Here is a 24,582-nt window from a genome sequence, read left to right as displayed (position 1 = left end):
TCTTATGCCGACTCTTACACGCAGAACGTTGTTGCAAGCAGCTGCCATCGGATCCGCCTACACCCTGTTGCCCGACTCCATTCGCCAGGCCCTGGCGATCCCCGCCAACAACCGCACCGGCACCCTGATGGACGTCGAACATGTGGTGATCCTGATGCAGGAAAACCGCTCCTTCGATCACTACTTCGGCACCTTGCCGGGTGTGCGCGGGTTCAGTGACCGCTTCACCATTCCACTGCCGGGCGGGCACCGGGTGTGGGAGCAGCAGGGCGTTGGGCGGCGGATCCTGCCCTATCACCTGGACAGCTCCCGTGGCAACGCGCAGCGGGTCAGCGGCACGCCGCATTCCTGGGGCGACGAGCACGCCGCCTGGAGCAGCGGCCGGATGAACGCCTGGCCAACGTTCAAGACACCCACCTCGATGGGTTACTACCGTGAGCAGGAAGTGCCGTTCCAGTTCGCCCTGGCCAACACCTTTACCCTATGCGACGCCTACCACTGTTCGGTACACGCAGGTACCAATCCCAATCGGCTGTTCCACTGGACCGGCACCAATGGCCCGACCGGTGCAAATGTGGCGGCGGTGGTCAACGAATGGGACGGCCCCGGCGCGGTGGGCGTGGGCTACACCTGGAAAACCTATCCCGAGCGCCTGGAAGAAGCGGGTGTGAGCTGGAAGGTTTACCAGTACTTGCCGGATAACTTTGGTGACAACCCCTTGGCCGGGTTTCGCCAGTTTCGTGCGGCCAGCGTCGCGGCCGGCAACCCCGCCGTGCCACCGAAAGACTTCAAGGATTTTGTGCCCTACAGCGATCAATTGAACGCCCGCGTGCCGTTGTACAAAGGCAATGGCAACACCCTGCCGGCGGTCAGCGGCAGCGACCTGGAATCGATCATCCAGGGCTTTCGCAAGGACGTGAACGACGGGCGCCTGCCACAGGTGAGCTGGCTGGTGGCGCCGGCCGATTACTCCGAACACCCCGGGCCTTCGAGCCCGGTGCAGGGTGGCTGGTTCACCCAGGAAATCCTCAAGGCACTGACCGCCAACCCGGACGTGTGGAGCAAGACCGTGCTGTTGGTCAACTACGATGAAAACGACGGTTTCTTCGACCACGTGCCGTCGCCGTCAGCCCCGTCCAAACGCCTGGATGGCAGCTTTGCCGGCAAGTCCACGGTGAAGTTCGACAGCGAGATTTTTACCCACCCGGCACCGCCCGGCTCTAGCCAGCAACCCGCGCCGGACGGCGGGGTGTACGGGCCCGGGCCGCGAGTGCCAATGCTGGTGCTGTCGCCGTGGAGCCGTGGTGGCTGGGTCAATTCCCAGGCGTTTGATCACACCTCCGTGCTGCAATTTCTGGAGAAGCGTTTCCACGTGCGCGAACCCAATATCAGCGCCTGGCGCCGGGCGGTGTGCGGCGACCTCACCTCGGCCTTCAACTTCGTCAACCCCAACACCGAGACCCTGCCACCGCTGCACACCATCAGCCGCCAGGCCGCCGACTCCCTGCGTCAACGCCAGGAGCAACTGCCCCAGGTCGCCCTGCCGACGGTGGGCCAGCAACAGGCGCCGTTCCAGGCGCGAATGGCGCGGCCATCCCGGGCGCTGCCGTACCAGTTGAACGTTGAAGGCTCGGTTGACCGTCGCGCCAGTTCGGTGAGCCTGGACTTCTTCAACAATGGCGAACAGGGCGTGGTCTTCCACGTCTACGACCGCCTGCACCTGGACGAGGTACCGCGCCGCTACACGGTGGAAGCCGGCAAACACCTCAGTGACACCTGGCAAGTCGCGGGCGCCTACAAGCTCTGGCTGTTGGGGCCGAATGGGTTCCACCGTTCGTTCAAGGGGCACCTGCAGCGTCGCGAGCCGGAGTTATCCCTGGCGTATCACGGTGACACCTTACTGCTGACCCTGGTCAACCCCGGCAAGCGTGCGGCCTCAATCACCATCGAGCGTTGCCCTTACACCAAGCAGGGGCCGTGGCTGCTGGAGATTGCGGGCGGCAGTACCGTGCAACGAACGTTCTCCTGCCAGCCGAATGGGGGCTGGTATGACTTCAAGCTACGTGACGAGCATGGCTGGGTGCGACGAGTGGCGGGGCGCATCGAGACGGGAGCGCACAGTATCAGTGATCCGTTGATGGGTAAGCGCGGGTAGGGGCTTGGTTCATAGGTGCGTGGTCTCGTTACGCTTGAAACGGAGTGCCAATACCTGCGTTGCCAAATAGGAACGCTGGGGTGTCGTTGCTGAACTTGTCACCGAGAATAGGTTCAGCACTTCACCTTGTAATTCCAATGAACCACAAAGGCTGCTTACGCTCGATTCCTGCGTTTGCGCTGCGGTGAGACTCACCGATTGCAGCGCTAGTCTGCTCGCAAGCGCGTTGATATCGGTGAAACCGGACACCTCAACATTACCCTCCGGTGTGGATAGCTGCCCACGGACGTGACCCGATCGCCGCTGGCTGGACGCGTACACAATCAGTTCAAGTGTCGTTCCGTTGTCAGCCACCCACGTACCGTTCAACGCGTCCTCAATCGGTAGCATCTCTAACGGCTCCGCACCCGAATCATCGAGCGCCGCTGTATCCACTCGCTGATAAGTAAGTTTGTCAATGTAAGTTCCTTGTCCCGCAAGCCCGGGAAAGTCGCTGCTTGCTACCAATAAGTGCGATAACTGCAACCTGTCTCCTGCTGGTGTAACACTCATTTGCCCGTTCAGTCCTGAGCACCAATTCCAGCTCGGATCTGCTGGGTCATCGCCAGTGGAGTGCCATTCAATAGCCAATGTCACCGGCTGACTCAGAGCGGGAGACGCAGGGGGGCCCAGTTGAAAGCCTGTCACTTCGTACTTGCCTGTTGAGCCGGTCGAAGACTGATAGGTGCCGCGAATCCGATTGCCCGTCACTGCCAGGGTCATGACTGATCCATATTCATTTTTCCAGGTGCCTGCTACCGATTTTTGCCTGGTGGCAGGGACTTCAACCGCTGGGCCGGGGAGTATGACCTTTGTGTTCACCACCGGGCGAGGGCCGGCGTTGAATGAGCGTGACGAAGATCGGGTAATGATCTGGGGCCCATCCGGGCGATTGAACAGCCACATCCCAACCGGGGCGAGTGAGTAAACCTCCTGCCCGCATTGCACTACCTGGTATTCATAAACGGTGTAGCAATGCTCCATGACCAGTGATCCCACCAGCACAAGGTCAGGCAAGCCCAGCGGGGCAAACTGCGGGACGGTCTGCCCCTTTTGTGGGCCTTCTTCAACCAGCAGGTCGTACAGGTCAGCGCCCAGGGTGATTTCACCCTCGGCAAATCCCAACACAACATCAGGTCGTGCGCCACGAGCGATAAGCGCCAGGGTGCGCCCCATGATCTTGTCATCGCCCTTGAATTGCGAAGATCCAGAGTCCAGGGCAAAGCTTACGTTGTTCGCCAGCGTTTCACCGCCCACCGAGTAGGATTTCAGTTCGGTAGACCAGATGTATTCCACGCCCGGCAATCGGCTATAGAGGGACCAAGGGAGAAACAAACCTGGGCCCCGGGTTTTGGAGGTGTCGAAAGCACCCATCTGGCAGGTTCCGCTGCGATCTCTGGAGTTCCAGTCGAACGCTACGTAAGGATGCATCGGGTCGAGCCGACCACTACCGATCAAGTCCTGAAACAGAAATGAGCTTCGTCCTTCGATATAGGCGCTGCTGCACGGCAGGCCGATACCGCCGTCCCAATCCAGCTGCTTGAACTGGTCGCCGTCGTAGTTGGCTGCCAGAAACAACTTGATCGGCTGCACACTTCCTGTAGGAACGGTTAACACGTCCGAAGCGCTTTCAACCTGCATCGTGCCCCAGGGGCCAAAGCTATAGGGGCGTTGCAGGCAATCAGTAAATTCAAAGGTGCTGGAAGCCCGGTAGTCAAACCGGGCACCGGCGAAATGCGCGCATTTACCGGGTGGACAAAGTGTTGAAGTCACCCAACTGATATTGGTGCCTGAGTCGATTGCCAGCTTCAACGGTTGACCTGGACTGCCCAGTGCCATCGTTGAGTACCACGGCGATGCCCCGTTGTTCTGGAAGGGGCCCCGTTGCATAGGAAATACCAGCCCATTGGCCGGCGATTGTGTGTCCATGATGAATTCCGTTTCTGGGGTGATGTACAGCGACATCACACAGTAATAGAGCTTCCCGGTTGTTTGGGAAGCCGATGCCAACTGCATGCATTCAAACCGACTTGTCTCGAGGCTGATGTCGGGCAGCTTCTTGTTGTCTTGACCGAAATGGCGGCAACGGTTGGCGGTTCATTGCAAGGCCCTGCCTTCGGTCTCCGGAATAAATGCCACTAACATCACGGTAACCAGCATGAAGGCGTTGATGAGGGTGGTCGTAACATTGAAAGACGCGCCATAAGCCACCAGTGCACCGATCAGTGAGGGCGCCAGAACGTTGGCTACCCGCTGGGCGAAAATCGCCCAGCCGTAACCAATGGTACGTAGTGGCGTCGGGTACAGTTCGGCGATCCAGGTGCCCCAGACACCCCAGGCGCCAAGGCTGAAAAAAGCCAGGGCAAAGTTGCTCAGGTAGAGCATTTCCAGGGTGTGTGCGTTGGCAAAACCGTAGCCGGCTACCACTGAGGCTCCGATAAAGCCGATGATGATTTTCTTGCGCCCGAAACGATGGGTCAGGAAGGACGCGGCGACGTAACCGGGGATCATGCACAGCGCTGATAGCGCAATGAAGCCGTAGCTTTGCGGCAAGCTCAGACCCCGTTGCTGCAATAGGGTCGGTAGCCAGGTCTGCAAACCCCAATAGCCCCATGAGAACGTGAAGTTGACGAGGATTTGCAGGGCGCTGACTTTGAGCATGGCGCCTGCAAACAAATCGCGCTGGCAGCCTCGGGTGCTCTGGTCGACTTGCAGCTGGCAACTTTCAGCTATTTGCACGGCGCCGCGACTCAGTCGCTGGATCACCCTCTTGGCCTGCGCTTGCCTGCCCACACTCGCCAGCCAATAAGGCGATTCCGGAACCCACAGCGCCACTACCAGCGCCCAGAGGCTTCCCATGGAACTCAGCACGATAATCGCGCGCCAGCCCCAGGGCATCAGCCATACCGTGGCTCCCAGCGCCAGTAGCATCCCGATCGGCCAGCCCGAGGCAAGGTACACCGTGAGCGCGCCGCGATGGCGCACCGGCAGCAGTTCCTGGTAGTGGGCAAAGGTGACGACCATCATGCCCACTGCCGCTACGCCCGACAGCAAGCGCAGCACATAGAGGCTGAGGTAGTTCGGGGCGAACGCACTGGCCAGCGAAATCACGCCGTAGAGCGCCAGGCTCCAGAGAATCGCGCGTTTGCGCCCAATCCGTTCGGCCGCTTTGCCCCAGGCCAATGACCCAAGCAGCATGCCAATGAACATGGCACTGATCAGATTGCCGACCGCGAGCGCGTCGAGGGCCATGTCTTCTGCTATCAGCGGCGCGGTGTAGACGATGATCATCATCTCCCACGCCTCGATGGCAAATACAAAGAACAGCGCGAGGCAGCATTTGAGGTGCTCGCGCGTCAAGGGAACATTTCTGAACACATCGCCCACCTGCTGGATGGACGCGTTGCTGCCCAGCGAGGGCGTCTCGGTGACGTTGCTCATGCTCATGGAGGATCATCCAAGTGAGGGAGGGTTATGCCTTGACCCGATTGCCGATCGGCACCGGCCCCTGGAACAGGCCGAAGGCCTTGATCTCGGTTTCCGGTGGCGGTTCACAACTGCCGACCCGGCTGGGTGACCAGCCGAAGCGCCGTTTCATGCCTGCCATGGCCTCGGCCATCTTGAAGGCCGCAACCACGGGGTCGATTACCGGTACGCCGACTTCCCGCTGCACCTGCTCAAAGAAACCGAACTCGATGGTGCAGCCGAGCACGATGGCTTCGGCCCCGTCCTCTTCGACGGCCAACATGGCTTGTTCGATGATTCGACTGCGGGTGAGAGCGGGGTCCTTCTGGAATTCATCAACCCCCATACCCAGAGGCCTCATCGATGCCAGCCGGTCCGCCGCGCCGTAGTTGCGGACCCGCTCATGCATCTGCTCCATCCACTTGTTGCGCCCGACGATGATCGAGAACCGGTTGGCCAGCTGTGCAACTATTTGCAGGCTCGCCTGGCAAGGGGCGACGACAATCGTGTCGCCTGAGATTTCCCGGGCATCTTCCAGTGCCGGATCGTAGAAGCAGCCGATCACCAGCGCGTCGATGTTCTGTTGCCCGCAGTCGCGGGCGATACGGAGGGTGCGCTCGTAGGTGAGTGCTTCGTACGCGCGATATTCCAGGTGTGTCGGGCTGTGTGCCATGTCGAAGGACACGACTTCAATCTGTGTCGATGGTTGCTTGATGCCGTGGAGCAGATCGGCGATGGGGGCGTCGAATGTGGAGCAACCAATCGGGTTCAGCCAGCGCACCGTTACGGGTACGTCCTGCGGCTGGGGAGCGGTTGTTGTAGTGTGCATGCAATAGTCCTCGGAGATTTTCGCAAGCGCGATTAGAAGAACTTCACCAGTGCCATGGTCAGTTCATTGGCACGGGTCAGGTTGGCGCTGCGGTAGTACTCGAAGTTCATATTGGCGGAGAGGTAGAACCCCTGTTGGGCAAACCCGGTATAGGTCATGGACGGGCCGATCTTTGCAACGCGTGACTCGGCGAAGTCCGACGCGGCTTTATTGTTGATGTGATAGACGTGATGCACGCCCAACCACAGGTCGTCGGTGACGAGGTATCCGGCGGCAACATTCGCCAGCCACAAGCTGACCCCGCCGCGCAGGCGCTTGGGGTTGTCGGTGCCGAGGTCGGTGGTATTGCGATTGCGCGCGGCGTAATGGATGCCCGCTGGGGTAAAGGTCGCGGCAAAGTTCCCGACGCGCACGTAATTGGCGAGGCTGAAACTCACTGCGTATCGATTGGCAAAGGCGCCGTAACCGGCGATGTCGTCGTTGCCATTGGGGAACTCGACCATCAGGGTCGGGTTGGTCCAGAACGTGGTGTAGTCAGCAGAGCCGGGTTCGCTGGTGGGCTCCACCACGTTGTAGTAGTAGGCAAAGCCCAGGTTGGGTGAAGCAATGCCCCAGGGGCTGGTGTCCCGTGCACCATTGGTGCTGGCGTAGCCGGGGACGGCGCCTACCCAGAACTGCAACTGGTCACGGGTTGTGTCGGTAAAGCCCGTTTCGGAGAAGTACGCCAACACCGTATTGCCACCGGCGCGGACGTTACCGTCTGCCGTGCGATTGAACACCGGGAATGACTCCAGTGCCCATTTGCCCGGGATGCCCGGCTGGCCAAAACCAATGAACTGCTCGGCGTTGGCTGATGCGCTGAATCCCAAAATCAAGGCAAGCGCGGGCAACACCCAAGGACGTGATGGGGTGTACGGTTTCATATCAGTTCTCGCTTTTTTGTTGTTGTTCTTAAGTACTGAGGGCTGGTGCGCTCGGCGTAATCGCCGTCAGCAGCTCCTGTGGTTCAAATCTGCACGCCGTATATCGTTCTGGCCGTTTCGGTATCGACATAGCCGTTCTTCAGGTCATCCAGTACGGCTTGTCGGTTGCGCTCAGAGGGCGACCCGTAACCACCACCGGCTCCGGTGCGCACGCGTACCAAATCGCCTGCGTCGAGGCTGATGCTGCTGGCCATGGCATAACGCTGTTGTGTGCCGTCGCAGCGGGTGACTTCGACATAGTTGGGCGTACCGTCCAATCCTTGTTCAAGCCCCCAAGGTGGTATGACGGCGCGGGTGTAGCCGCAGGTCAGGAAGCTGGCATCGGAGCGAATGCGGTAGTCGATCAGCAGGCCTCGCCCGCCACGGAACTGGCCGTGGCCGCCGGGCTCGTCATTGAGTTCCATACGCTCGACGTACAGGCCATAGCGGGCTTCGCACACCTCAACCGGGCAGTTGTAGGTTTCCCCGTGCAGGCCCGAGTACACCGCGTTGTTGCCGTCGCGGCCGGGTTCGGCCCCCCAGCCACCAATCTCGGGCTCCACCAGGGTGAATACGCGCCGGGTATCGGGATGCACACCGCCGATGATGGTGGCGCACACCGAGGCAAAATTACCAGCGGGCAGGCGATCGGGAAACCGCTGGGCCAGGCAGCGCAGGATCAGGTCGTGCACGCGGATCAGGTTCTCGAAATAGAACCCCTCGGCTGCGGGAGGCTGGGCATCAAACAGCGACCCGGGCCGGGTCAGTACCCGGAGGGGGCGGAAGGTGCCTCCATTGGTGACGCCTTGTGGCGCGGTCAAGGCCTTGAAGGCCATCTGCGCCGCGACGACTGCGCCATCTCGGCTAAGGTTGGTGGGCCCGGCACATTGGTCAGGGTTGTCGCGCAGGTCGATGATCAGCTCGCGTTCGGATATCTGAATCGACACATTGAAGAGCCTGCCGTCGTCCTGCATCTCCTCTTGATGAAGGTGGGTGGCGGGCAAGTCACGCAGTGCGCGCAAGGAGACCTTTTCGCCCAGGTTCATAAACTCCTGCATGGCCGTGAGGAACACCTCGATCCCGTACTTCGCGCTCAGTACCTGCAAGCGCAGGGCGCCACTGCGCACTGCGGCGACTCCTGCCCATAAATCCCCTTCCATGAAATCCGGCATGCGGGTATTGCAGCGCAGGATCTGCAGCACCGAACGAATCGGCTGGCCCCGACTGATGAGTTTGACCGAGGCCAGGCGCAGGCCTTCCTGAAAAATCTCGGTTGCCTCCGTCGACAACGAACCCGGGACCATGCCGCTGATGTCGTTCCAGTGGGCGATGTTGGCGGTCCAGGCCAGCAACCGACCCTCGGCGAACACCGGCATCGCCAGTACCACATCATTGAGGTGGGTGACGCCGCCACTGTGGGGATCATTGGTGATGAACACGTCACCGTCCTCGATTTCCCCGGGCGCGGGGTGCTGAATCAGAATCTGCTTGACCGCTTTATCGAGCACGCCGACAAAGGCTGGAATGCCGGCGCCCGAGCTGGCGATTTCGCCATGGGCATCGGTGATGCCGGTGCCCATGTCCAGGACCTCATAGATCACCGGGCTCATGGCAGCCTTGCGCATCGCCTCGAACATTTCATCGGCGATGGCTTGTAGAGAGTTCTGGATGATATCCAGGGTGAATATATCGATTTTGCTCATGGGGGCTGCTCCTTCAGGCGCCGAGGGTGATATGCAGGTTGCCAAGGCGGTCGACGAGTACCTGATTGCCGGGATGGACCACTACGGTGGAACCGGCGTCCTCGATGATGGCTGGGCCGCTGAAACTCATCTGCGGCTCCAGGTGGGCGTAGTCGTAGATGGCCGTGTCGTGGATGCCTTCGAGGGCGAAATCCACCGGGCGTTGGCCTTTGTGAGCTTCTGCCAACGTGCGGCCGGTGATGGGCAGTGCCTGCAGGTTCAACTTGCCAATCTGCGCGACGGCCACCAGATGGAAACCGACAATTTCCAACGGTGCCTGTAAGCGGTAGGAGTACTGCTGCTCATAGAGATCGTGGAAACGTCGGGCTATCGCCGGCCAATGCTTTGAGAGCGATTCTTCTTGACCCAAGGCGACCTCGACGGCGTGCTCCTGGTTCTGGTAGCGCAGCTTGCAGGACACCTGCACGTCGACCTGATCCGGAGCAATGGCTTCGCCGATAAACTGGGCCCGGGCGTTGTGCATCAGTTCCTCGAGAAACACTTGGGTAAGCGCCAGCGCGTCCTCGCGGTCGGTTTCGACAAAACGATTGATGAACAGGTCGCGACGCAGGTCCGACATGGTCATGCCCCATGCTGAGAATACGGAGGCGCCTCGGGGCACAATGACTTTCTTGACCCCAAGTTCCTGCGCCAGGGCGACTGCATGCATGGCTCCGCCGCCGCCGAAGGCGATCAGGGTCAACTCCCGGGGATCATGGCCACGGCTCAATGACACCAGTTTCAATGCGTTGACCATGTTGTCGTTGGCAATTCGAATGATGCCGCGGGCGATCTCGTCGGCGGGTAGCTTCAGGCGCCTGCTCAGTGGGCCGAAGGCCTGCCTGACAGCGGCCATATCCGCGACCAGCTCTGCGCCGCAGAAGTAGTCAGGGTTGATCCGGCCCAAAGCCAGGTTGGCATCTGTCGTGGTGACCTGCGTACCGCCGTTGCCATAGGCCGCGGGGCCGGGCAGGGCGCCAGCGGATTCAGGGCCGACGTGCAGTTTTTCGAACTCATCGACCCAGGCGACGGAACCACCGCCGTTGCCGATTTCCACCAGATCCACCACTGGCACCATGATCGGGTAGCCCGCATTGAGTCGATTACGCTCAATCCAGTAATCGGTCTTTATCGACACCTGGCCGTTACGTACCAGCGAGCATTTGGCGGTGGTGCCACCGATGTCCAATGCCAGCAGGTTGGGCTCATCAAGCAGGCGCCCCAGCTCGGCGGCGGCCCAGAAACCGCTGGCAGGCCCCGACTCGACCATGGTGATGGGAATGTCCCGCGCATGAGCCACACTGTCGACGCCGCTGTTGGACTGCATGATGTACAGCGGTGCTTCGTAGCCGCCTTCGCGCAGGCCCGTTTCCAGGTTCTCGAGGTAGCGTGCGGCGATGGGTTGGACGTAGGCCGAGAGCACTGTGGTGCTGGAGCGTTCGTATTCGCGCCACTCGCGAGTGATCTGGTGTGAGGCAACGACTGAGACCTCGGGCCAGAGCCGCTGTACTTCTTTCAGTACCGCCTGCTCATGGACCGGATTTGCATAGGCGTGCAACAGGCAGATGGCAATGGCTTGCACGCCATCGGCGCGAAACGCATCGAGTATGTCGACCAGGCCTGAAAGGTCCAGGGCTTCACGCTCACTGCCGTCGGTATGCAGGCGACCACCTACCTCGCGCCTCAGGTAGCGAGGCACGAAGGGTGCTGGCTTGACCCATTTCAAGTTGAAGTAGTCGGGGCGATTGGCCCGGGCAATTTCGAGGATGTCGCGAAAGCCTTGGGTGGTGATCAAGGCCGTCTTTACGCCTCGACGCTCGGTCAAGGCGTTGATGACCACGGTGGTGCCGTGGGCGAGATAGTCGACAGTTTCCAGTGCAATGCCCGCTTTCTGGATGACATTGAGCACACCCTTGGCGAAGTTCGGCGGTGTGGTATCGACCTTGGCGGTGCGAATGATTTGTTGGCCGGTGGCCGGGTTGCTTTCGAAATAGACCAAGTCGGTAAATGTCCCACCGACATCGGTCGCTACACGCACAGTTTTACCGTCCATACCCACAGGGTATCTCCTGATGTGATTGTTGTTATCGGAGCTAGCAGAGCGTTGGGGCTCTCGCTGTTTAGACGGATGCTAGAGGACGGTGAGCGGGGGTTACTACCTGCGGCACGGGTAGTTCATGGCGCGATTTCCACACCGCCTACCCGGATGGGTAGGCGGGTGGGCTCAGAGAGAGGAATCAAGAACACCGAGGCGCAACGCTGCACTGATGGCGGCCGTGCGATTGTCTACCGAGAGCTTGGCGAAGATGTGTTTAAGATGAAATTTCACGGTGTTTTCAGAGATGTTCAACCCTTGAGCGATCGTCTTGTTTGGCTGGCCGCTGGCGAGCAAGGTGAGGATTTGTGTCTCCTTGGCGCTGAATGGCATATGGGCGCGCACCGGGTGTGCCCGCCAGCCCCGTAGCCGCGTAAGGATGGCTGCCTGACCAGGAAGGGTTTCAGGGCAGGCTTCCAGAGCCGGCAGCAGACTTGGCCCCACTTCCAGCAGCAGGCCCGGCAAGATCTGTTGAGGTATCGATGCCAGGATCGGTGTCAGATCCTTGGTTTCCAGCGTTGACTGGCCTTTGCCATAGGCGACTAACGCCAGCAGTTGCAGGCGCCACGCAGGGAGGCACAAACCTTTGTCTTGCAGCACTTTGCCTTCTTGATACAAGCGGGTCAGCGCGGCGGCGGAACGTCCCGAGGCCAGTTGCAGGCGGGCCAGTGCCAAGGTGGCTGCTTCATGGTTACGCCAGTCATCGCGGTCACCTGCAATATGTTCAAGGTCGACCCGCAATGCCTCCTCGCGAGCCTTTACCAGGGAGCCGCACTGCACCAGCAAATCGACCCGCCATGCATTGACCAATCGTGTCAGCCGCAGCCATTCACGGGTGTCCGCCAACTGTGCCACCTGTTCCAGTTCACGTAGCGCCAACTGCATGCCTTGACTGCGCAGCGTCGTGCGCCACGCGACTTCCGCTGTTGTGGCGGCAATATCCAGCCAGCCATCCGTCTGTTCGAGGGATGCCCAGCCGTCCCGCCACCAGGCTGTCGCCTCGGACCATGCACCTTGCCAGTAGCAGTGCTGTGCCTTTAGGCAGCCGACTAGCGCGTTGACTGAGCTTTCATGGCCAAACTGATCGCTTGAAATGGCCAGCGCCTCGTCGACCATGCGACTCGACTGGGTAATGTTGCCCATCAGGGAAAGTACTTGTGCCTCATGAATGCGGCAGTAATTTTCACCGCGCGGAATGTCGACCAAACGCATCTTGATATGGGCTGCCCGGATGGTTTGCAGCGCGCGGGGCAGTTCTGCGTGAGTCATGGCTTTTAAAGCCTCTACACAGGCAAGGGTTGCCTGGGCCAGCACTTCGTCGCCCTGCAACCGTACTGGGTCGAACGGACTTTCGTGGTTCTCTGCGAAACGATCGACGTAGGCGTTCACCAACGTTTGAATAACCTGGAAGTCTCGCTTCAGGCGCCTGTCGTCGTGGATGACGCCTTGCGCCAGCTCTAGTAGTTGAGTGGCTAACCTGTGGTCTCCAAGCTTGGCGTGCAAATACGCTTGGAGCAGCAAAAGGTCAGGTTCGCTGCGCCGTGTTGGCTCATCGAACTGCTGCAACAGGCTTTGTGCATAGCGGATCCCATGCCTCAGTACGGACTCCCATCCCCCTGCACGCACCACCATATTCACTGCCAGCGCGATATCGCTGGCACGTAACGCATGTGACACAGCCTGGATCCAGTCCTTTTCTTGTGCCAGCCATTGGGCGGCAGCGCGGTGAATGCGCTGGGCATTTTTGGTGTCACACCGTTTGCTCAGGAAATCCCGCAGCAGACGGTGGTAGCGGAACCACTGACGCTGGGCATCCAGCGGAACCAGCAGGGCGTCCAGGTGGCTTAACTGTGCAAGCAGTTGGGTACTGTCCGTGCGCTCGCGTATCGCGTCAGCGAACCCTGCGTTGAAACGCTCCAGCAATGCGGTATCGATCAGGAAGGATTGGCACGCTGGTGGCAAACGTCCCACGACTTGTTCTGTCAGGTAGGCGGCGACATTGGTCACGTGCCCGGAAAACTCGTTCAGGCAGTACAGCGAGCCGTCGCCACTGGCTCGCCACAGCCGAGCCAGTTGCACGGCCACAGGCCAACCTTCGGTTGTTTCATGCAGGTGATGCAGGTCTGACGATGAGAGATCGGGTCCCAGGATCGTGTTGGTTTCGCTCGTTGAAAGCGTCAATTCGCGAGCCGTCACCTCGCGCACCCAGCCCATGGTTTTCCAGCGTGCCAAGGGCCATTGGGGGCGAGTACGGCTGGCGACAACCCATTGCAGCCAGGGTGCAGCTTGTTCCAGCAACGCTTGCACAATGGAGTCGAGGTGTTCGTTGGCGGCTGTATGGTAGTCATCGAGCAGTAGGGTGATGGAGCGGTTTTCGCGCGCCATGGCGTGAAGCAAGGCAGTGATGGTGCGCTGTGGTTGTGCATCCAGGGATTGGGCCTCTGCCAGCCGTGGCAGGTGTCCGAGATCAAGGCCTGCGTGGTCAAGCGCCAGAATCAGATAAGCCAGGAAACGGTTAGGTTCTGCGTCTGCTTCATCCAGCGATAGCCAGGCAACGGTTGCCTGTGGGGAGGTGCAGAGAAGTTCCTGTCGCCACTGCATCAATAGCGTTGTTTTGCCGTATCCAGGGGGCGCCACAAGGAGAATCAAAGGCCCTTCAATCCTCGTCTTTAATGACGTCAACAAGTCTTGCCGGGGCATTGAGGTGAGCAACGTCAGCGGCGGTGTCAGTTTGCCTATCCAGCGCCAGGTATGTTGGGAGTTACTTGAAGAAGGGGCATGGGTCACGGCGGGGCGGCTCGTGTCGGGAGTATGCCCGAATGCTTTATCAGGAATAGGCAGGTTGCGTTGGGATGATGAGTAACGGAATGTTTACATGATGCAGCAAGCTGAGCGGCCAATAAGGGCTTACGCCCGATGAGTTTTGTGAGGTTTTGTAGGGCCTATCCCTGTTTTGTGTAGGAGCAGGGCTTTCTCCCCATGCAGCGCTTGAAACGCCACCCCTCTGGGCCATAGCCTCACGCTTTTCCTGACACTGAGGCCCGGCATTGGGTAAGCGAAAAACGGTTTGGCCCACGGAGCGGGAAGTTCGACTGCGCTTTATCCTGCTGGCAATCATTGAAACGGCCTGTATTCGAGGCGTTCCCATCGAACGCCTGCTGCTTTCATACATACTGTTGCGCAACAAGCCGACCCAGGAGCAACTTTGGGAGGCCATCAGCGATTGCCTGCTCCTCGATGAGATGCGTGGCTTTCGATTTGAACCCGGGTCGGAAGCCGATCGGTTGATGCGCAAGATCAGCAGCGAAATCAATCAGTCCTGACGAGCCACCAGCGCCGGCGTGCGCGGCGGCACCAGGCGCTTGCTGCCCGTCGACTCATAGGCCGATGCCAATCGCAGCAGCGCCGAATCGTCATACGCCCGGCCGGCAAATGTCAGCCCCACCGGCATGCCGATGTCGGCCATGACGCCCATGGGCACCGTCACTGTCGGCACGCCCAAATGGCGGATGGCGAGGTTGCCGTTGGCGACCCACACTCCGTTGCTCCAGGCGATATCCGCCGACGCGGGATTCACATCCGCATCCGCCGGACCTACGTCGGCGACTGTCGGAAAAATCACCGCATCCAGCCCCAGGTTATCCATCCAGTCTTCAAGGTCGATGCGTCGTGTCTGTTCCAGGCCGCGCAGGCCGTCGGGCACGGTGCTGATCCTGTCCCACGGCGTGATGCCGCGCTCGGCCATGCGCACGTATTCGTCCATGCCGGCGGCCAGGTCGTCTTCGCGGTTGGGCAGGGTGCCGGGGTCGTGGGGGAAGATCTTCGGGCCGTCGACATCCGCCAGGCGGTTCAGCGCAGGGTCGCCATTGGCCCGCAGGAAATCATCGAACGCCCAGGCCGACAGTTCCCACAATTCATCGTGGAGGAATTCCTTGGACACCAGGCCTCGGGTAAACACTTTCGGTGCGCCCGGGCGATCGCCTTCGCAATTGGAGACCAGCGGGAAATCCACCTCGACCACTTCTGCGCCGGCGGCTTCAAGTGCCTTGCGCGCAGCTTCCCAGAGCTCGATCACCGAGGCCCGGGTTTTGATTGGCTGGCCAGTAGGGCCGCCGATTCCCGGGGCGTCGCTGGTGCCTGCCTCGGGGTCGGCGTTGATGTACATGCGCGGCACGCCGAAGCGTTTGCCGGCGAGTGCATCGCCGGTCGCGGCCAGGTCTGCGTAGGACTGCGGGCGTACCGAGGCGACGCCGGGGATCGGCACCCAGGGTTGCATCCGCCACAGGTCGCCGCGTGTGTCGGGGTCTTCTGCGACCACGACGTCGAGCACTTCAAGCAGGTCGGCCATGGTCCGGGCGTAAGGCACGACCACGTCCATGGTCGGGGTCAGCGGCCAGTTGCCGCGCACCGAGATCACGCCACGGGACGGGGTGTAGGCACACAGGCCATTGTTGGACGCCGGGCCGCGCCCGCTGGACCAGGTTTCTTCCGCCAGGCCAAACGCCGCGAAGCTCGCCGCAGTGGCCGTGCCGGCGCCGTTGGAGGAGCCCGAGGCGAACGGTGCGGTGAGGTAGTCGGCGTTGTACGGGCTCTCGGCCCGGCCATACACGCCGCGCTGCATGCCGCCGTTGGCCATCGGCGGCATGTTGGTCTTGCCCAGGCAAATGGCGCCTGTTGCCCGCAGTCGCTCGATGGTGAACGCATCGCGGTAGGCAACCAGGTTCGCGAAAGCCGGGCTGCCGGAGGCGGCGGTGAGGCCCTTGACCAGGTAGCTGTCCTTGGCTGTGTAGGGAATGCCGTCGAGCGGGCCCAGGGTTGTGCCGCTGGCCCGGCGTGCGTCGGATGCGCGGGCTTCCTCCAGCGCTTGCGGGTTGCGCACCACCACCGCGTTGAGCGCGGTGGCAGTCGTGGGGGCGTCGTAGGCGTCGATCCTGGCGAGGTAAGCCTCGACCAGTTCAACCGCCGTGGTCTGGCCGGATTCGAGCGCAGTGCGCAACTGGGCAATGGAAACTTCGGTTACTTCGATCACGTGGTTATCGCCGGGTGCAGAAAAGGGGGAGGGCTTGAGTGCTGACTCAATCCAATCAGTGAAAGTAGCTTACTGATAGATTTTTCATAGCGCCAGAGAATGGCATCCCTTACTGTGGCGCCTCAATTTCCTTATCGATAACGGTGCTGTTTATGTCCGATGAAGTGCGGCTTGTCGTCATCATCAATACCCAGCCTGGCCGGGGTGCGGACCAGTTGGCGGCCTTTGCCGGGCTCGCTCCGCTGGTCCGGGCCGAAGCCGGTTGCATCCAGTACGACCTGCATCCGGTCGAGGGCAACAGCGACAGTTTTGTGTTGATCGAGACGTGGGCTTCAAAGGCGGCGCTCAAGGATCACCACGCAGCGCCGCACATGCTGGAAGCCGCGAAGCACAACCCGACATTCCGTGCGGGCCCCTCCAACGTATTGGTGCTGGAACCTGCCGTCCAGGCACGTTGACTTCAACCCGGCAGCTCAAGGGGTTATCATTGCCCCTTCATTTTTTGCTGCCCGGAAAGATTTCGATGTTGTTTACAAGGACTGTCATGGCGAGCGCACTGCTCGCCGTTCTGGCCACCCAGGCCCACGCGTCCAGCCTGGACCTGACCTACGAGGCACCTGTCCTCAGCGCTGTACCGCTCACGCCGCAGGCTGAGCCCAAGCCGCGCTTTCCGGTCAAAAGCCTTGCGCCGGTGACCGTGGAAAACAGCTGCACCGGCCGCGAGTGCACCTACGAAGGCGACATCAGCCTGCCCCGTGAGGAGCAGACTGTGCGGCGCATTTCCATCGGTATTCAATAAAGCCGGCTGGCGCCTCAGACAATCCCATACCGGGGCGCCGGCTTGCCTGTTTGCGTGGCCGCAAACAACGCACCACGCGCCGCATCATAGGTCTCCCACAACGAACCATCGGCCACCGACGGCCAGGTGATCGTCTCACCCTGATCCAGCCCGGCCAGTGCCGCGTCCACCAGGTTTTCGGTGGTCATGACCGACTCCTGTTCCAGGGCGGAAAGCGGAATGCCCGACGCGTCCCAGATCTCGGTAGCGGTGGCTGCCGGCAACACGATCTGCACCTTCACCCCGGTTTCCGCCAGTTCCGATTGCAAGCCACGGCTGAATGCCAGGACATAGCTCTTGGTGCCGCTGTACACCGAGCTGACCGGCAGCGAGTGCACGCCCAACACCGATGCCACGTTGATGATCAAGCCTTCATTGCGCACCAGCATGCCCGGCAGCGCCGCGTGGGTCAGGCGGGTGAGGGCGGTGATGTTCAGGGCGATCTGGGTCGTGGAATCCTCGACCGAGGATTGAGCCAGCGGATGCAGGCGGGCCAGGCCGGCGTTATTCACCAGCACCTGGATCGCCGGGTTGCCGGCGAGCAGGCTTTCAACACGGGCCAGGTCCGCGGGGTTTACCAGGTCGGCGCCGATGGTCTGGACCTGGCGCCCGTAGGCTTGAGTGATCTTCGCCGCCAGGGCTTCGAGGCGGTCTTCACGACGGGCGACCAGGATCAAGTCGTACCCGCGGGCTGCCAATCGGTCGGCATACACGGCGCCAATACCTGAAGAAGCACCCGTGATCAGGGCAATTTTTGTGGAAGCAGGGATCGACATGAACGGCTCCAATAGATGAGTACTCAACCAATATTGTTGAGGGCTCAAGTTATAGGCTTGGCGTTTGTCCTTGTCAATGGTTTAGTACTCAATCATTCTACCGGCATGGAGGATCTGAAAATGCCAACACACAAGACTGACAAGCCTGATGCCCGTGCCGACCTTTTGAGCCTGCTGGGGGACGTGGCATGCACCAACAACGCACTGCGCCGTGCCGCCCGGCGGCTGGGCCAACTGTATGACGAAGCGCTGGCGCCGATTGGCCTGAAGGCTACGCAGGTCGGCTTGCTGGGTGAAATCGCCCGGTGGGCGGCGGTGGATGAGCAGGCAGGGCCGACGTTGCAGGAGCTGGCCGGACGCCTGGCGATCCTGATGTCGGCGCTGACCCATGCGATGAAGCCGCTGGTGCGCGACGGGATTGTCGAGCTGCGCCCGGATGCCCTGGACAAGCGCACCAAACGCTGCGTGCTCACGCCCAAGGGCGAAGCGCTGTTCAGTGAGGCGCTGGTGTACTGGGCGGCCGCCAATAACCGGGTAGAGGAGGTGTTGGGGCAGGATTCGGCCGCGCAGCTGCGGGGCATGGCAGACCATGTCGCCTCCGAAGAATTTCTGGCGGACTACAACAGCCGATCCGCGCAGGCATAAGTCAGATCCTTTGGTTATTAGACAGACGCCGTTCGCCCATCCGATGCTGGGCCCCTCTCGATCAGGGGCTTTCCATGACCACTCAACGCCAACTGAAGCTGGGCGCGTTCATGCGTCCGGTCAGCATCCACACCGGCGCCTGGCGCTATCCCGGCGCTTACCGTGACGCCAACTTCAACTTCACGCACCTCAAGCAGTTTGCCCAGACCCTGGAGAAAGCGCGTTTCGATGCGTTCTTCATGGCCGACCACCTGGCCCTGCTCAACATGCCCATCGACGCGTTGAAGCGCAGCCACACCACCACCTCCTTCGAACCGTTCACCTTATTGTCGGCCCTGAGCCAGGCCACCGAGCACATCGGCCTGGTAGCCACGGCCTCGACCACCTACGACGAGCCGTTCCACATTGCCCGGCGCTTTGCGTCCCTGGATCACCTGAGCAACGGCCGCGCCGGCTGGAATATCGTCACCACTGCCAACCCGGATGCGGCGCAGAATTTCGGCCTGGAACAGGCCTATGCCCACGACGAGCGCTACGCCCGTGCGCGGGAGTTCTACGATGTGGTCACCGGGCTCTGGGACAGTTGGGCCGATGATGCCTTCATCCGCGATGCCGACAGCGGTGTGTACTTCGACCCCGACAAGCTGCACACCCTCAATCACCAGGGCCGCTACCTCAATGTGCGCGGCCCGCTGCACATTGCCCGCCCGGTGCAGGGCTGGCCGGTGATCGTGCAGGCCGGCGCCTCGGAGCCGGGCCGGCAATTGGCGGCAGAAACCGCCGAGGTGATCTTCGTGGCGCCCGGCACGCTCGAGGAAGGGCGTAAATTCTATGCCGATATCAAGCGCCGGATGCTGGCGGTGGGGCGGCATCCCGACCATCTGAAGATCTTGCCCGGGGCGTTTGTGGTGGTCGGCGATACGCTGGAAGATGCGCGGCGGATTCGTGCGCATCTCGACAGCCTGGTGCATTACGAAAGTGCGATTGCCTCGCTGTCGATCGCGCTGGGTACCGACGCGACGAAGTTTGATCCCGACCAATACCTCCCGGCGATTCCCCAAACCAACGCCAGCCAGAGCTCCCGCGAACGGGTACTGGCGCTGGCTGATCGCGAACAGTTGACGGTGCGCCAATTGGCCCAGCGTCTTGGCGGTTATGCAGGTCTCTCGTTTGTCGGCACCGCCCACAGTATTGCCGATGAGATGCAGCAGTGGCTGGAAGAAGAGGGCAGCGATGGCTTCAACATCATGTTCCCGTGGCTGCCGGGCGGGCTCGATGACTTTGTGGCCAGGGTGGTGCCCGAGTTGCAGGGGCGCAGGATCTTCCGGCGCGAGTACGAAGGCTCTACCCTGCGGGAAAACCTCGGACTGCCGCGTCCGGCGAACCGCTTCTTCGCCGAATGAGCGGGTATTTCTACCGTGGTTAGATCGTTTATTTCCTTCTGATTGGGAGCCATTCCCCAATCGCATATCCATCGCGCCGGTTTGACCCTCATAGCGGAGCCGGCCGGCGTGATCACGCCAATTCATCTGTCATCGCGGAATTATCGGCTGCCGCGTCCCGGGAAATCCCCATGCAGCGTCTATTCCTGCTGCTGGGCCAGCGTCTTGCGCCGTTGTGCGGCCTCTCTAGAATCGGCCCCAGAACTTACTCATTTCCTGTCGATTACGGAGTTTCGAAGATGATGAACGCCATGCAGATGCCAATGAACAACGCGATGCCGATGATGCCGATGATGGGCATGCCGATGATGATGGCAACCATGACCTGCAAGATGACCGAAGAGGCCATGATGTGCACCATGAAGCCGGCCGCGGGCATGGACATGGCGATGTTCAAGAACAACGCCGAAATGATGGCGATGATGATGAACTGCGGCATGCCGATGATGATGCAGTGCGCCAACATGTCGATGATGTGCATGTCTGAAGACGGCATGGCGATGATGAACAGCATGTCGACCATGAACATGCCGATGATGATGCCGATGGGCATGCCTATGCCGATGATGAAGTGCGTCATGGAATGCAAGATGGAAGCCGACTGCATGACCTGCAAGATGATGCCGATGCCTGGCATGAGCATGGACATGATGAACAACTGCTGCATGCTGATGATGAAGATGATGAACGACTGCGCCATGCCGATGATGATGAGCTGCAACGGCATGCCGATGATGTGCTGCACCTGCTGATTGGTTTGGCGTGAAATCAAAAAGCCCCGGCGAGTGCCGGGGCTTTTTGCGTTTCAGTCCAGGCGTTCCGGGTAGGTGATCACCAGGAACGCCACCGCCTCACTGTCTGCGGGGTTGCGGTAGCGGTGGGGCTGGTCGGCGTAGAACAAAATCGAGTCACCGGTAGACAGCAGGTAGCGTTCCTCGTTGACGCTGACTTCCAGCACGCCCTGGGCCACCACCAGGTTTTCCTGGATGCCGGGCCCGTGACCTTCTGAAATCTCCTCGCCGAGGGCCTTCAGGCGTATCTCGTAGAACTCCGACTGGCGCGCCATATCGTACGGAAACAGCGCCCGGCTGATGAAGCTGCCATCGGCGCTCACCAGGCGTTTGCTTTGTTGCGCCGGCAGCAGTTCAACCCCTTCGAACGCACGGTTCTCCAGGAACGCCGCCACCGACACTTTCAAGCCTTTGGCGATCTTGCAAAGCACCTTGATCGACGGCACGCTGCGCCCGGACTCGATCTGCGCGAGCATCGCCCGGCTTACGCCGCAGTTGCGCGCCAGGGCATCCAGCGACAGGTAGCGTTTACTGCGCAGGCGCTGCAGGTTCTGCGCGACGCACTGGCCGATGGCGTCATCGTCGCCGCTGTTGCAGTCCTTGGGTTTGGAGGGGAGGTCGGGCACTTCGGGTATCGCGTGCAGGAAATTCATCGCCTCACGCCCGGCGGGTATCGCTGGACGTGGTGACGTGTGCGGTAAACAGCGCGACCCCGGCCCGTGCCGCATACATCGCCCACATCAGTTCAGCCGCTGCGCGAGCCTGGCGGCGTTTGCGGTGGAGGGTGAAATCGATGACGGTGGCGGATGTTTGCATGACGTAAATCTCTGGGGACTCAATGGCTCTACAGTAATCGGTGCCGCTTATTTCCATAAATACTGAGTTTGCATTTGGTAATTCTATTTTGGACTTAACGCCGATGGGGGCCTGTGCGTTCATCAATGGTGACCCGCCGCGCTTCACGGGCTTCCCACCACAGACCTTGTGCCGGACCAAGCCCGTCGCAAAAACGAATTCCAAGGATTTACCCCCATGCCCCCCGCGTTTCCGTTCACCTCCCGAAAAGCCTGGCCCTTGCTGGGCTTTGGCGCCGCCCTGAGCTTCAGCCCGGTTTCCCAGGCCGACGACACATTGCAACTGGCACCCGTCGAAGTCAGCAGCGCCGAACTCAGCGCCGACGAACTGGCCCAGGCCCAGCTCAAGAGCGTGCCCGGCGCCACCAACTACATCGACATGGGCAGCGTCGATCAGGGACGGGTGAGCACCAACGAGGACGTGTTCAAGTACCAGGCCGGTGTTTATGCCAAGGCGGCAAACAACGAAGGGGTGAAGCTTTCGATCCGTGGCTCGGGTATCAACCGGGGCCCGGGCGCCCACGCTTCCGGCCTGTATGAAACCTTCGACGGCCTGCCACTGACCGGCCCGGGTGGCACGCCCTACGAACTCAAGGACCCGTTGTGGCTCAGCCGCGTTGAAGTGCTGCGTGGCGCCAACGGTTTTGACCAGGGCGCATTGGCCCTGGGTGGGGCAGTCAATTACGTGACCCACACCGGCTACGACGCGCCCAGGCTGCAAGTACGCTACGAAGCCGGCAGCCATGGCTACGGCCAGCGAGAGATCAGCTCGGGCCAGGTGCTGGGGGATGCCGACTACTACATCAGCCTCACCGACTCGCAATACGACGGTTTCCAGGACCACAGCGCCGGCAGCGGCAAAGGCATCGCGGCCAACTTCGGCTACCGCTTCAACCCCGACCTGGAAACCCGCTTCTACTTTCGCTACCGCGAAACCGACAACGATTCCCCCGGCAAACTGACCCGCGACCAGATCAGCCACGACCCGCGCGCCGCCGCCAGCCTCAACGTGGCGCGAGACTCGAAACGCACGCAACCGGGCTCGACCTGGATCGCCAACAAAACCACTCTGTACCTGGACGACAACGCCCGGGTCGAGGTCGGGCTGGCGTATCACGATTATCCGATGGACCTGCGCGAGGGCACCAACCGTCTCAAGGTTGCCTACACCGACGTCAGCGGCACCCTGAATTACATCCGCCAGGACACATTGTTCGGGCGTGACAGCAAGACCACCCTCGGCCTGCGCACCACCCAGGCGATGCCGAACAACGGCGGCTCGGAATTCGTGCGGATCCCCACCGGCAATACGGCGGGCTACGCGCCCGGCACCAGGACCCGCGACTACAGCTACCTGGGTTCGGACAGCGTGCTGCATATCGGCAATGACCTGGACCTGCTGCCGGACCTGTGGCTGACCACCGGGCTGGCGGCGATCTACACCCGTCGTGAAACCGAAGTCAGCTACCCGCAGACCCACACACCCGTCAGCCAGCACGATTGGGATTACGCGCCAAGGGTTGGCCTGCGCTACGACTTCAGCCCCCAATTGCAGGTGTACGGCAACCTGAGTCGCTCGGTGGAACCGCCCCATGCGTGGTCGATGATCTGGGGTTCCAACAAGTACTTCCCCGTGGGCAGCGGCCCGGCCAGCGGTTTGCAACGTGAAGGCGTGAAGCTGAAAAACCAGACCGCCACCACCCTGGAAGTCGGCGGTCGCGGTGAAGCGTGGTTCGGTCAGTGGGACCTGGCGCTGTACCGCTCCGAGGTGCGCCACGAACTGCTCAGCGTCGAAACCCAGGCCGCGACGTCCACCACATCCGCAATAATCGCCGAATCCAACGCCAGCCCAACCGTGCACCAAGGCCTGGAGCTGAGCCTGATCAGCCCGCTGTGGGACGGTGGCCGCACGGGCCAGCTCGCCCTGCGCCAGGCCTACACCTACAGCGACTTCCACTACCGCAACGACGACCGCTTCGGCGACAACACCTTGCCCGGCATCCCCAGGCACTACTACCAGGCGCAATTGCGCTACAGCCACCCGAGCGGTTTCTACACCAGCCTCAATGGCGAACATTCATCGCGGGTCGCGGTGGACTACGCCAACTCCTACTACGCGGCGGCCTACACACTGCTCGGCGCGACGCTCGGGTACGACGCGCCGAAGCACGACTGGCAAGCCTGGGTCGACCTGCGCAACCTGACCAACCGGCGTTACGCGAACACGGTCACGCCGGGTTATGACGACAAGGGGCTGGATGTGGCGCGGTCGACGCCGGGGGATGGCATGGGGGTTTACACCGGGGTTTCCTGGAGCTGGCGTTAATCCGTAAAGTGTTTGATGTTGGCAGTGGGTGATTGCTGGGTCATGCCAATTTTTTTTCAAGCCACTTGGAAAAACAACTGACTGTTGCAACCACTGGCACGGTGATTAGTGTTGCCACAATTGGAAGCAAGGTGGAAATAACTGTTGTGCATGCACTCAGGCTGAACTCGGCTTTATCCACGCCTACAAGCTCAGCACCAGGGATTTTGCTGAGCAATTCTAACGTTATGGGAATGAGGTATAGGGCTGCATAGTAGTAGTTACCTTCGGTCATGCCGTTTCTGAACCTAATGTAGCCCAGTAACAGTGTAATCATGGAAACCGAGGTGAGGAACAGGTTGCTGCTGGTGAACAACTGGTAAACGTCAAATCCTGCGCAGAGCAAGGAGTACATCAAAATACTGAATGACCAGGTTTTGATATTCAGTACATCTCTATTTAGATATTTAAGCATTGGGCATCCATGGCGTGCATTTGCAGTGGTTACAGGGCGGTGAGGCCCTGCCACAAGAACTTCCATTTTCAATAGCATTAAAAATGAAATGGGATGATGGCTATAAGGCATCACTTGTGCAAGTTTTTCTGCTGCGCTGA

At 60.7% G+C, this 24,582-nt stretch carries 20 protein-coding genes; 7 read left to right on the top strand and 13 right to left on the bottom strand.

Going from position 1 to position 24,582, the window contains the following annotated elements:
- The first annotated feature begins 4 nt into the window (after positions 1-4).
- The gene (locus QF039_RS16675; RefSeq protein ID WP_307519573.1) at positions 5-2,155 is read left to right on the top strand and encodes a phosphocholine-specific phospholipase C; all 2,151 of its coding nucleotides are present in this window, start codon (positions 5-7) and stop codon (positions 2,153-2,155) included.
- 9 nt (positions 2,156-2,164) lie between these two features.
- On the opposite strand, the gene QF039_RS16670 is transcribed toward QF039_RS16675, so the two are convergent.
- The 7 genes from QF039_RS16670 to QF039_RS16640 form a co-directional block, all read right to left on the bottom strand.
- Positions 2,165-4,210 carry an avidin/streptavidin family protein gene (locus tag QF039_RS16670; RefSeq protein WP_307519571.1) on the bottom strand — a complete coding sequence of 682 codons (2,046 nt, stop codon included), beginning with the start codon at positions 4,208-4,210 and terminating at the stop codon, positions 2,165-2,167.
- Between the two features lie 81 nt (positions 4,211-4,291).
- Entirely contained in the window at positions 4,292-5,641 is a 1,350-nt protein-coding gene (locus tag QF039_RS16665) for an MFS transporter (protein WP_307519569.1), read from the bottom strand.
- Positions 5,642-5,666: 25 nt separating this feature from the next.
- Positions 5,667-6,488 (bottom strand): aspartate/glutamate racemase family protein, encoded by an 822-nt coding sequence (locus QF039_RS16660; RefSeq protein WP_307519568.1) that lies wholly within the window; start codon positions 6,486-6,488, stop codon positions 5,667-5,669.
- Positions 6,489-6,520: 32 nt separating this feature from the next.
- The gene (locus QF039_RS16655; RefSeq protein WP_307519566.1) at positions 6,521-7,411 is read right to left on the bottom strand and encodes a hypothetical protein; all 891 of its coding nucleotides are present in this window, start codon (positions 7,409-7,411) and stop codon (positions 6,521-6,523) included.
- 83 nt (positions 7,412-7,494) lie between these two features.
- Entirely contained in the window at positions 7,495-9,153 is a 1,659-nt protein-coding gene (locus QF039_RS16650) for a hydantoinase B/oxoprolinase family protein (protein ID WP_307519564.1), read from the bottom strand.
- Positions 9,154-9,166: 13 nt separating this feature from the next.
- A complete protein-coding gene (locus QF039_RS16645) occupies positions 9,167-11,245 on the bottom strand; it encodes a hydantoinase/oxoprolinase family protein (protein ID WP_307519562.1) in 2,079 nt (692 codons plus the stop codon).
- Positions 11,246-11,416: 171 nt separating this feature from the next.
- A complete protein-coding gene (locus tag QF039_RS16640; RefSeq protein ID WP_307519560.1) occupies positions 11,417-14,074 on the bottom strand; it encodes a LuxR C-terminal-related transcriptional regulator in 2,658 nt (885 codons plus the stop codon).
- Positions 14,075-14,334: 260 nt separating this feature from the next.
- Between QF039_RS16640 and QF039_RS16635 the strand changes: the two genes are divergently transcribed.
- Entirely contained in the window at positions 14,335-14,610 is a 276-nt protein-coding gene (locus QF039_RS16635) for a hypothetical protein (protein ID WP_008436022.1), read from the top strand.
- On the opposite strand, the gene QF039_RS16630 is transcribed toward QF039_RS16635, so the two are convergent.
- Positions 14,601-16,316, bottom strand: coding sequence for an amidase (locus QF039_RS16630; RefSeq protein WP_008436013.1), 1,716 nt, complete (start codon positions 16,314-16,316; stop codon positions 14,601-14,603). The two genes, QF039_RS16635 and QF039_RS16630, sit on opposite strands and share 10 nt — an antisense overlap.
- 152 nt (positions 16,317-16,468) lie before the next feature.
- Here QF039_RS16630 and QF039_RS16625 point away from each other — a divergent pair, with 152 nt between their 5' ends.
- Positions 16,469-16,774, top strand: a complete 306-nt coding sequence (locus QF039_RS16625) for a putative quinol monooxygenase (RefSeq protein WP_003219672.1) — start codon at positions 16,469-16,471, stop codon at positions 16,772-16,774.
- An 86-nt stretch (positions 16,775-16,860) separates the two neighbouring features.
- A complete protein-coding gene (locus QF039_RS16620) occupies positions 16,861-17,115 on the top strand; it encodes a hypothetical protein (protein WP_003219674.1) in 255 nt (84 codons plus the stop codon).
- 14 nt (positions 17,116-17,129) lie between these two features.
- On the opposite strand, the gene QF039_RS16615 is transcribed toward QF039_RS16620, so the two are convergent.
- The gene (locus QF039_RS16615; RefSeq protein ID WP_102369415.1) at positions 17,130-17,930 is read right to left on the bottom strand and encodes an SDR family oxidoreductase; all 801 of its coding nucleotides are present in this window, start codon (positions 17,928-17,930) and stop codon (positions 17,130-17,132) included.
- Positions 17,931-18,050: 120 nt separating this feature from the next.
- On the opposite strand from QF039_RS16615, the gene QF039_RS16610 reads away from it, so the two are divergent.
- The gene (locus QF039_RS16610) at positions 18,051-18,575 is read left to right on the top strand and encodes a MarR family winged helix-turn-helix transcriptional regulator (protein ID WP_008436010.1); all 525 of its coding nucleotides are present in this window, start codon (positions 18,051-18,053) and stop codon (positions 18,573-18,575) included.
- 74 nt (positions 18,576-18,649) lie between these two features.
- Positions 18,650-19,978, top strand: a complete 1,329-nt coding sequence (locus QF039_RS16605; RefSeq protein ID WP_307519553.1) for an LLM class flavin-dependent oxidoreductase — start codon at positions 18,650-18,652, stop codon at positions 19,976-19,978.
- Positions 19,979-20,240: 262 nt separating this feature from the next.
- Here the strand turns inward: QF039_RS16605 and QF039_RS16600 are convergent, their stop codons facing one another.
- Genes QF039_RS16600 through QF039_RS16590 form a run of 3 tightly spaced genes read right to left on the bottom strand, consistent with a single transcriptional unit; the run spans position 20,241 to position 21,624 of the window.
- Positions 20,241-20,762 carry a hypothetical protein gene (locus QF039_RS16600; protein WP_043225000.1) on the bottom strand — a complete coding sequence of 174 codons (522 nt, stop codon included), beginning with the start codon at positions 20,760-20,762 and terminating at the stop codon, positions 20,241-20,243.
- A 60-nt stretch (positions 20,763-20,822) separates the two neighbouring features.
- Complete coding sequence (locus QF039_RS16595) at positions 20,823-21,461, bottom strand: helix-turn-helix domain-containing protein (protein ID WP_003219682.1); 639 nt, start codon at positions 21,459-21,461, stop codon at positions 20,823-20,825.
- A 4-nt stretch (positions 21,462-21,465) separates the two neighbouring features.
- Positions 21,466-21,624 carry a hypothetical protein gene (locus tag QF039_RS16590; RefSeq protein ID WP_003219684.1) on the bottom strand — a complete coding sequence of 53 codons (159 nt, stop codon included), beginning with the start codon at positions 21,622-21,624 and terminating at the stop codon, positions 21,466-21,468.
- A gap of 216 nt (positions 21,625-21,840) precedes the next feature.
- Between QF039_RS16590 and QF039_RS16585 the strand changes: the two genes are divergently transcribed.
- Positions 21,841-23,988, top strand: a complete 2,148-nt coding sequence (locus QF039_RS16585; RefSeq protein WP_307519550.1) for a TonB-dependent receptor domain-containing protein — start codon at positions 21,841-21,843, stop codon at positions 23,986-23,988.
- A 40-nt stretch (positions 23,989-24,028) separates the two neighbouring features.
- On the opposite strand, the gene QF039_RS16580 is transcribed toward QF039_RS16585, so the two are convergent.
- The gene (locus QF039_RS16580; RefSeq protein WP_307519548.1) at positions 24,029-24,553 is read right to left on the bottom strand and encodes a hypothetical protein; all 525 of its coding nucleotides are present in this window, start codon (positions 24,551-24,553) and stop codon (positions 24,029-24,031) included.
- Between the last annotated feature and the right edge of the window lie 29 nt (positions 24,554-24,582).

It is taken from the genome of Pseudomonas sp. W2I6, assembly GCF_030815935.1.
In the GTDB taxonomy this organism is placed as follows: Bacteria; Pseudomonadota; Gammaproteobacteria; order Pseudomonadales; family Pseudomonadaceae; genus Aquipseudomonas.
Note: the sequence above shows the minus strand (reverse complement) of the source record. Positions and strands in the feature narration are given on the sequence as shown.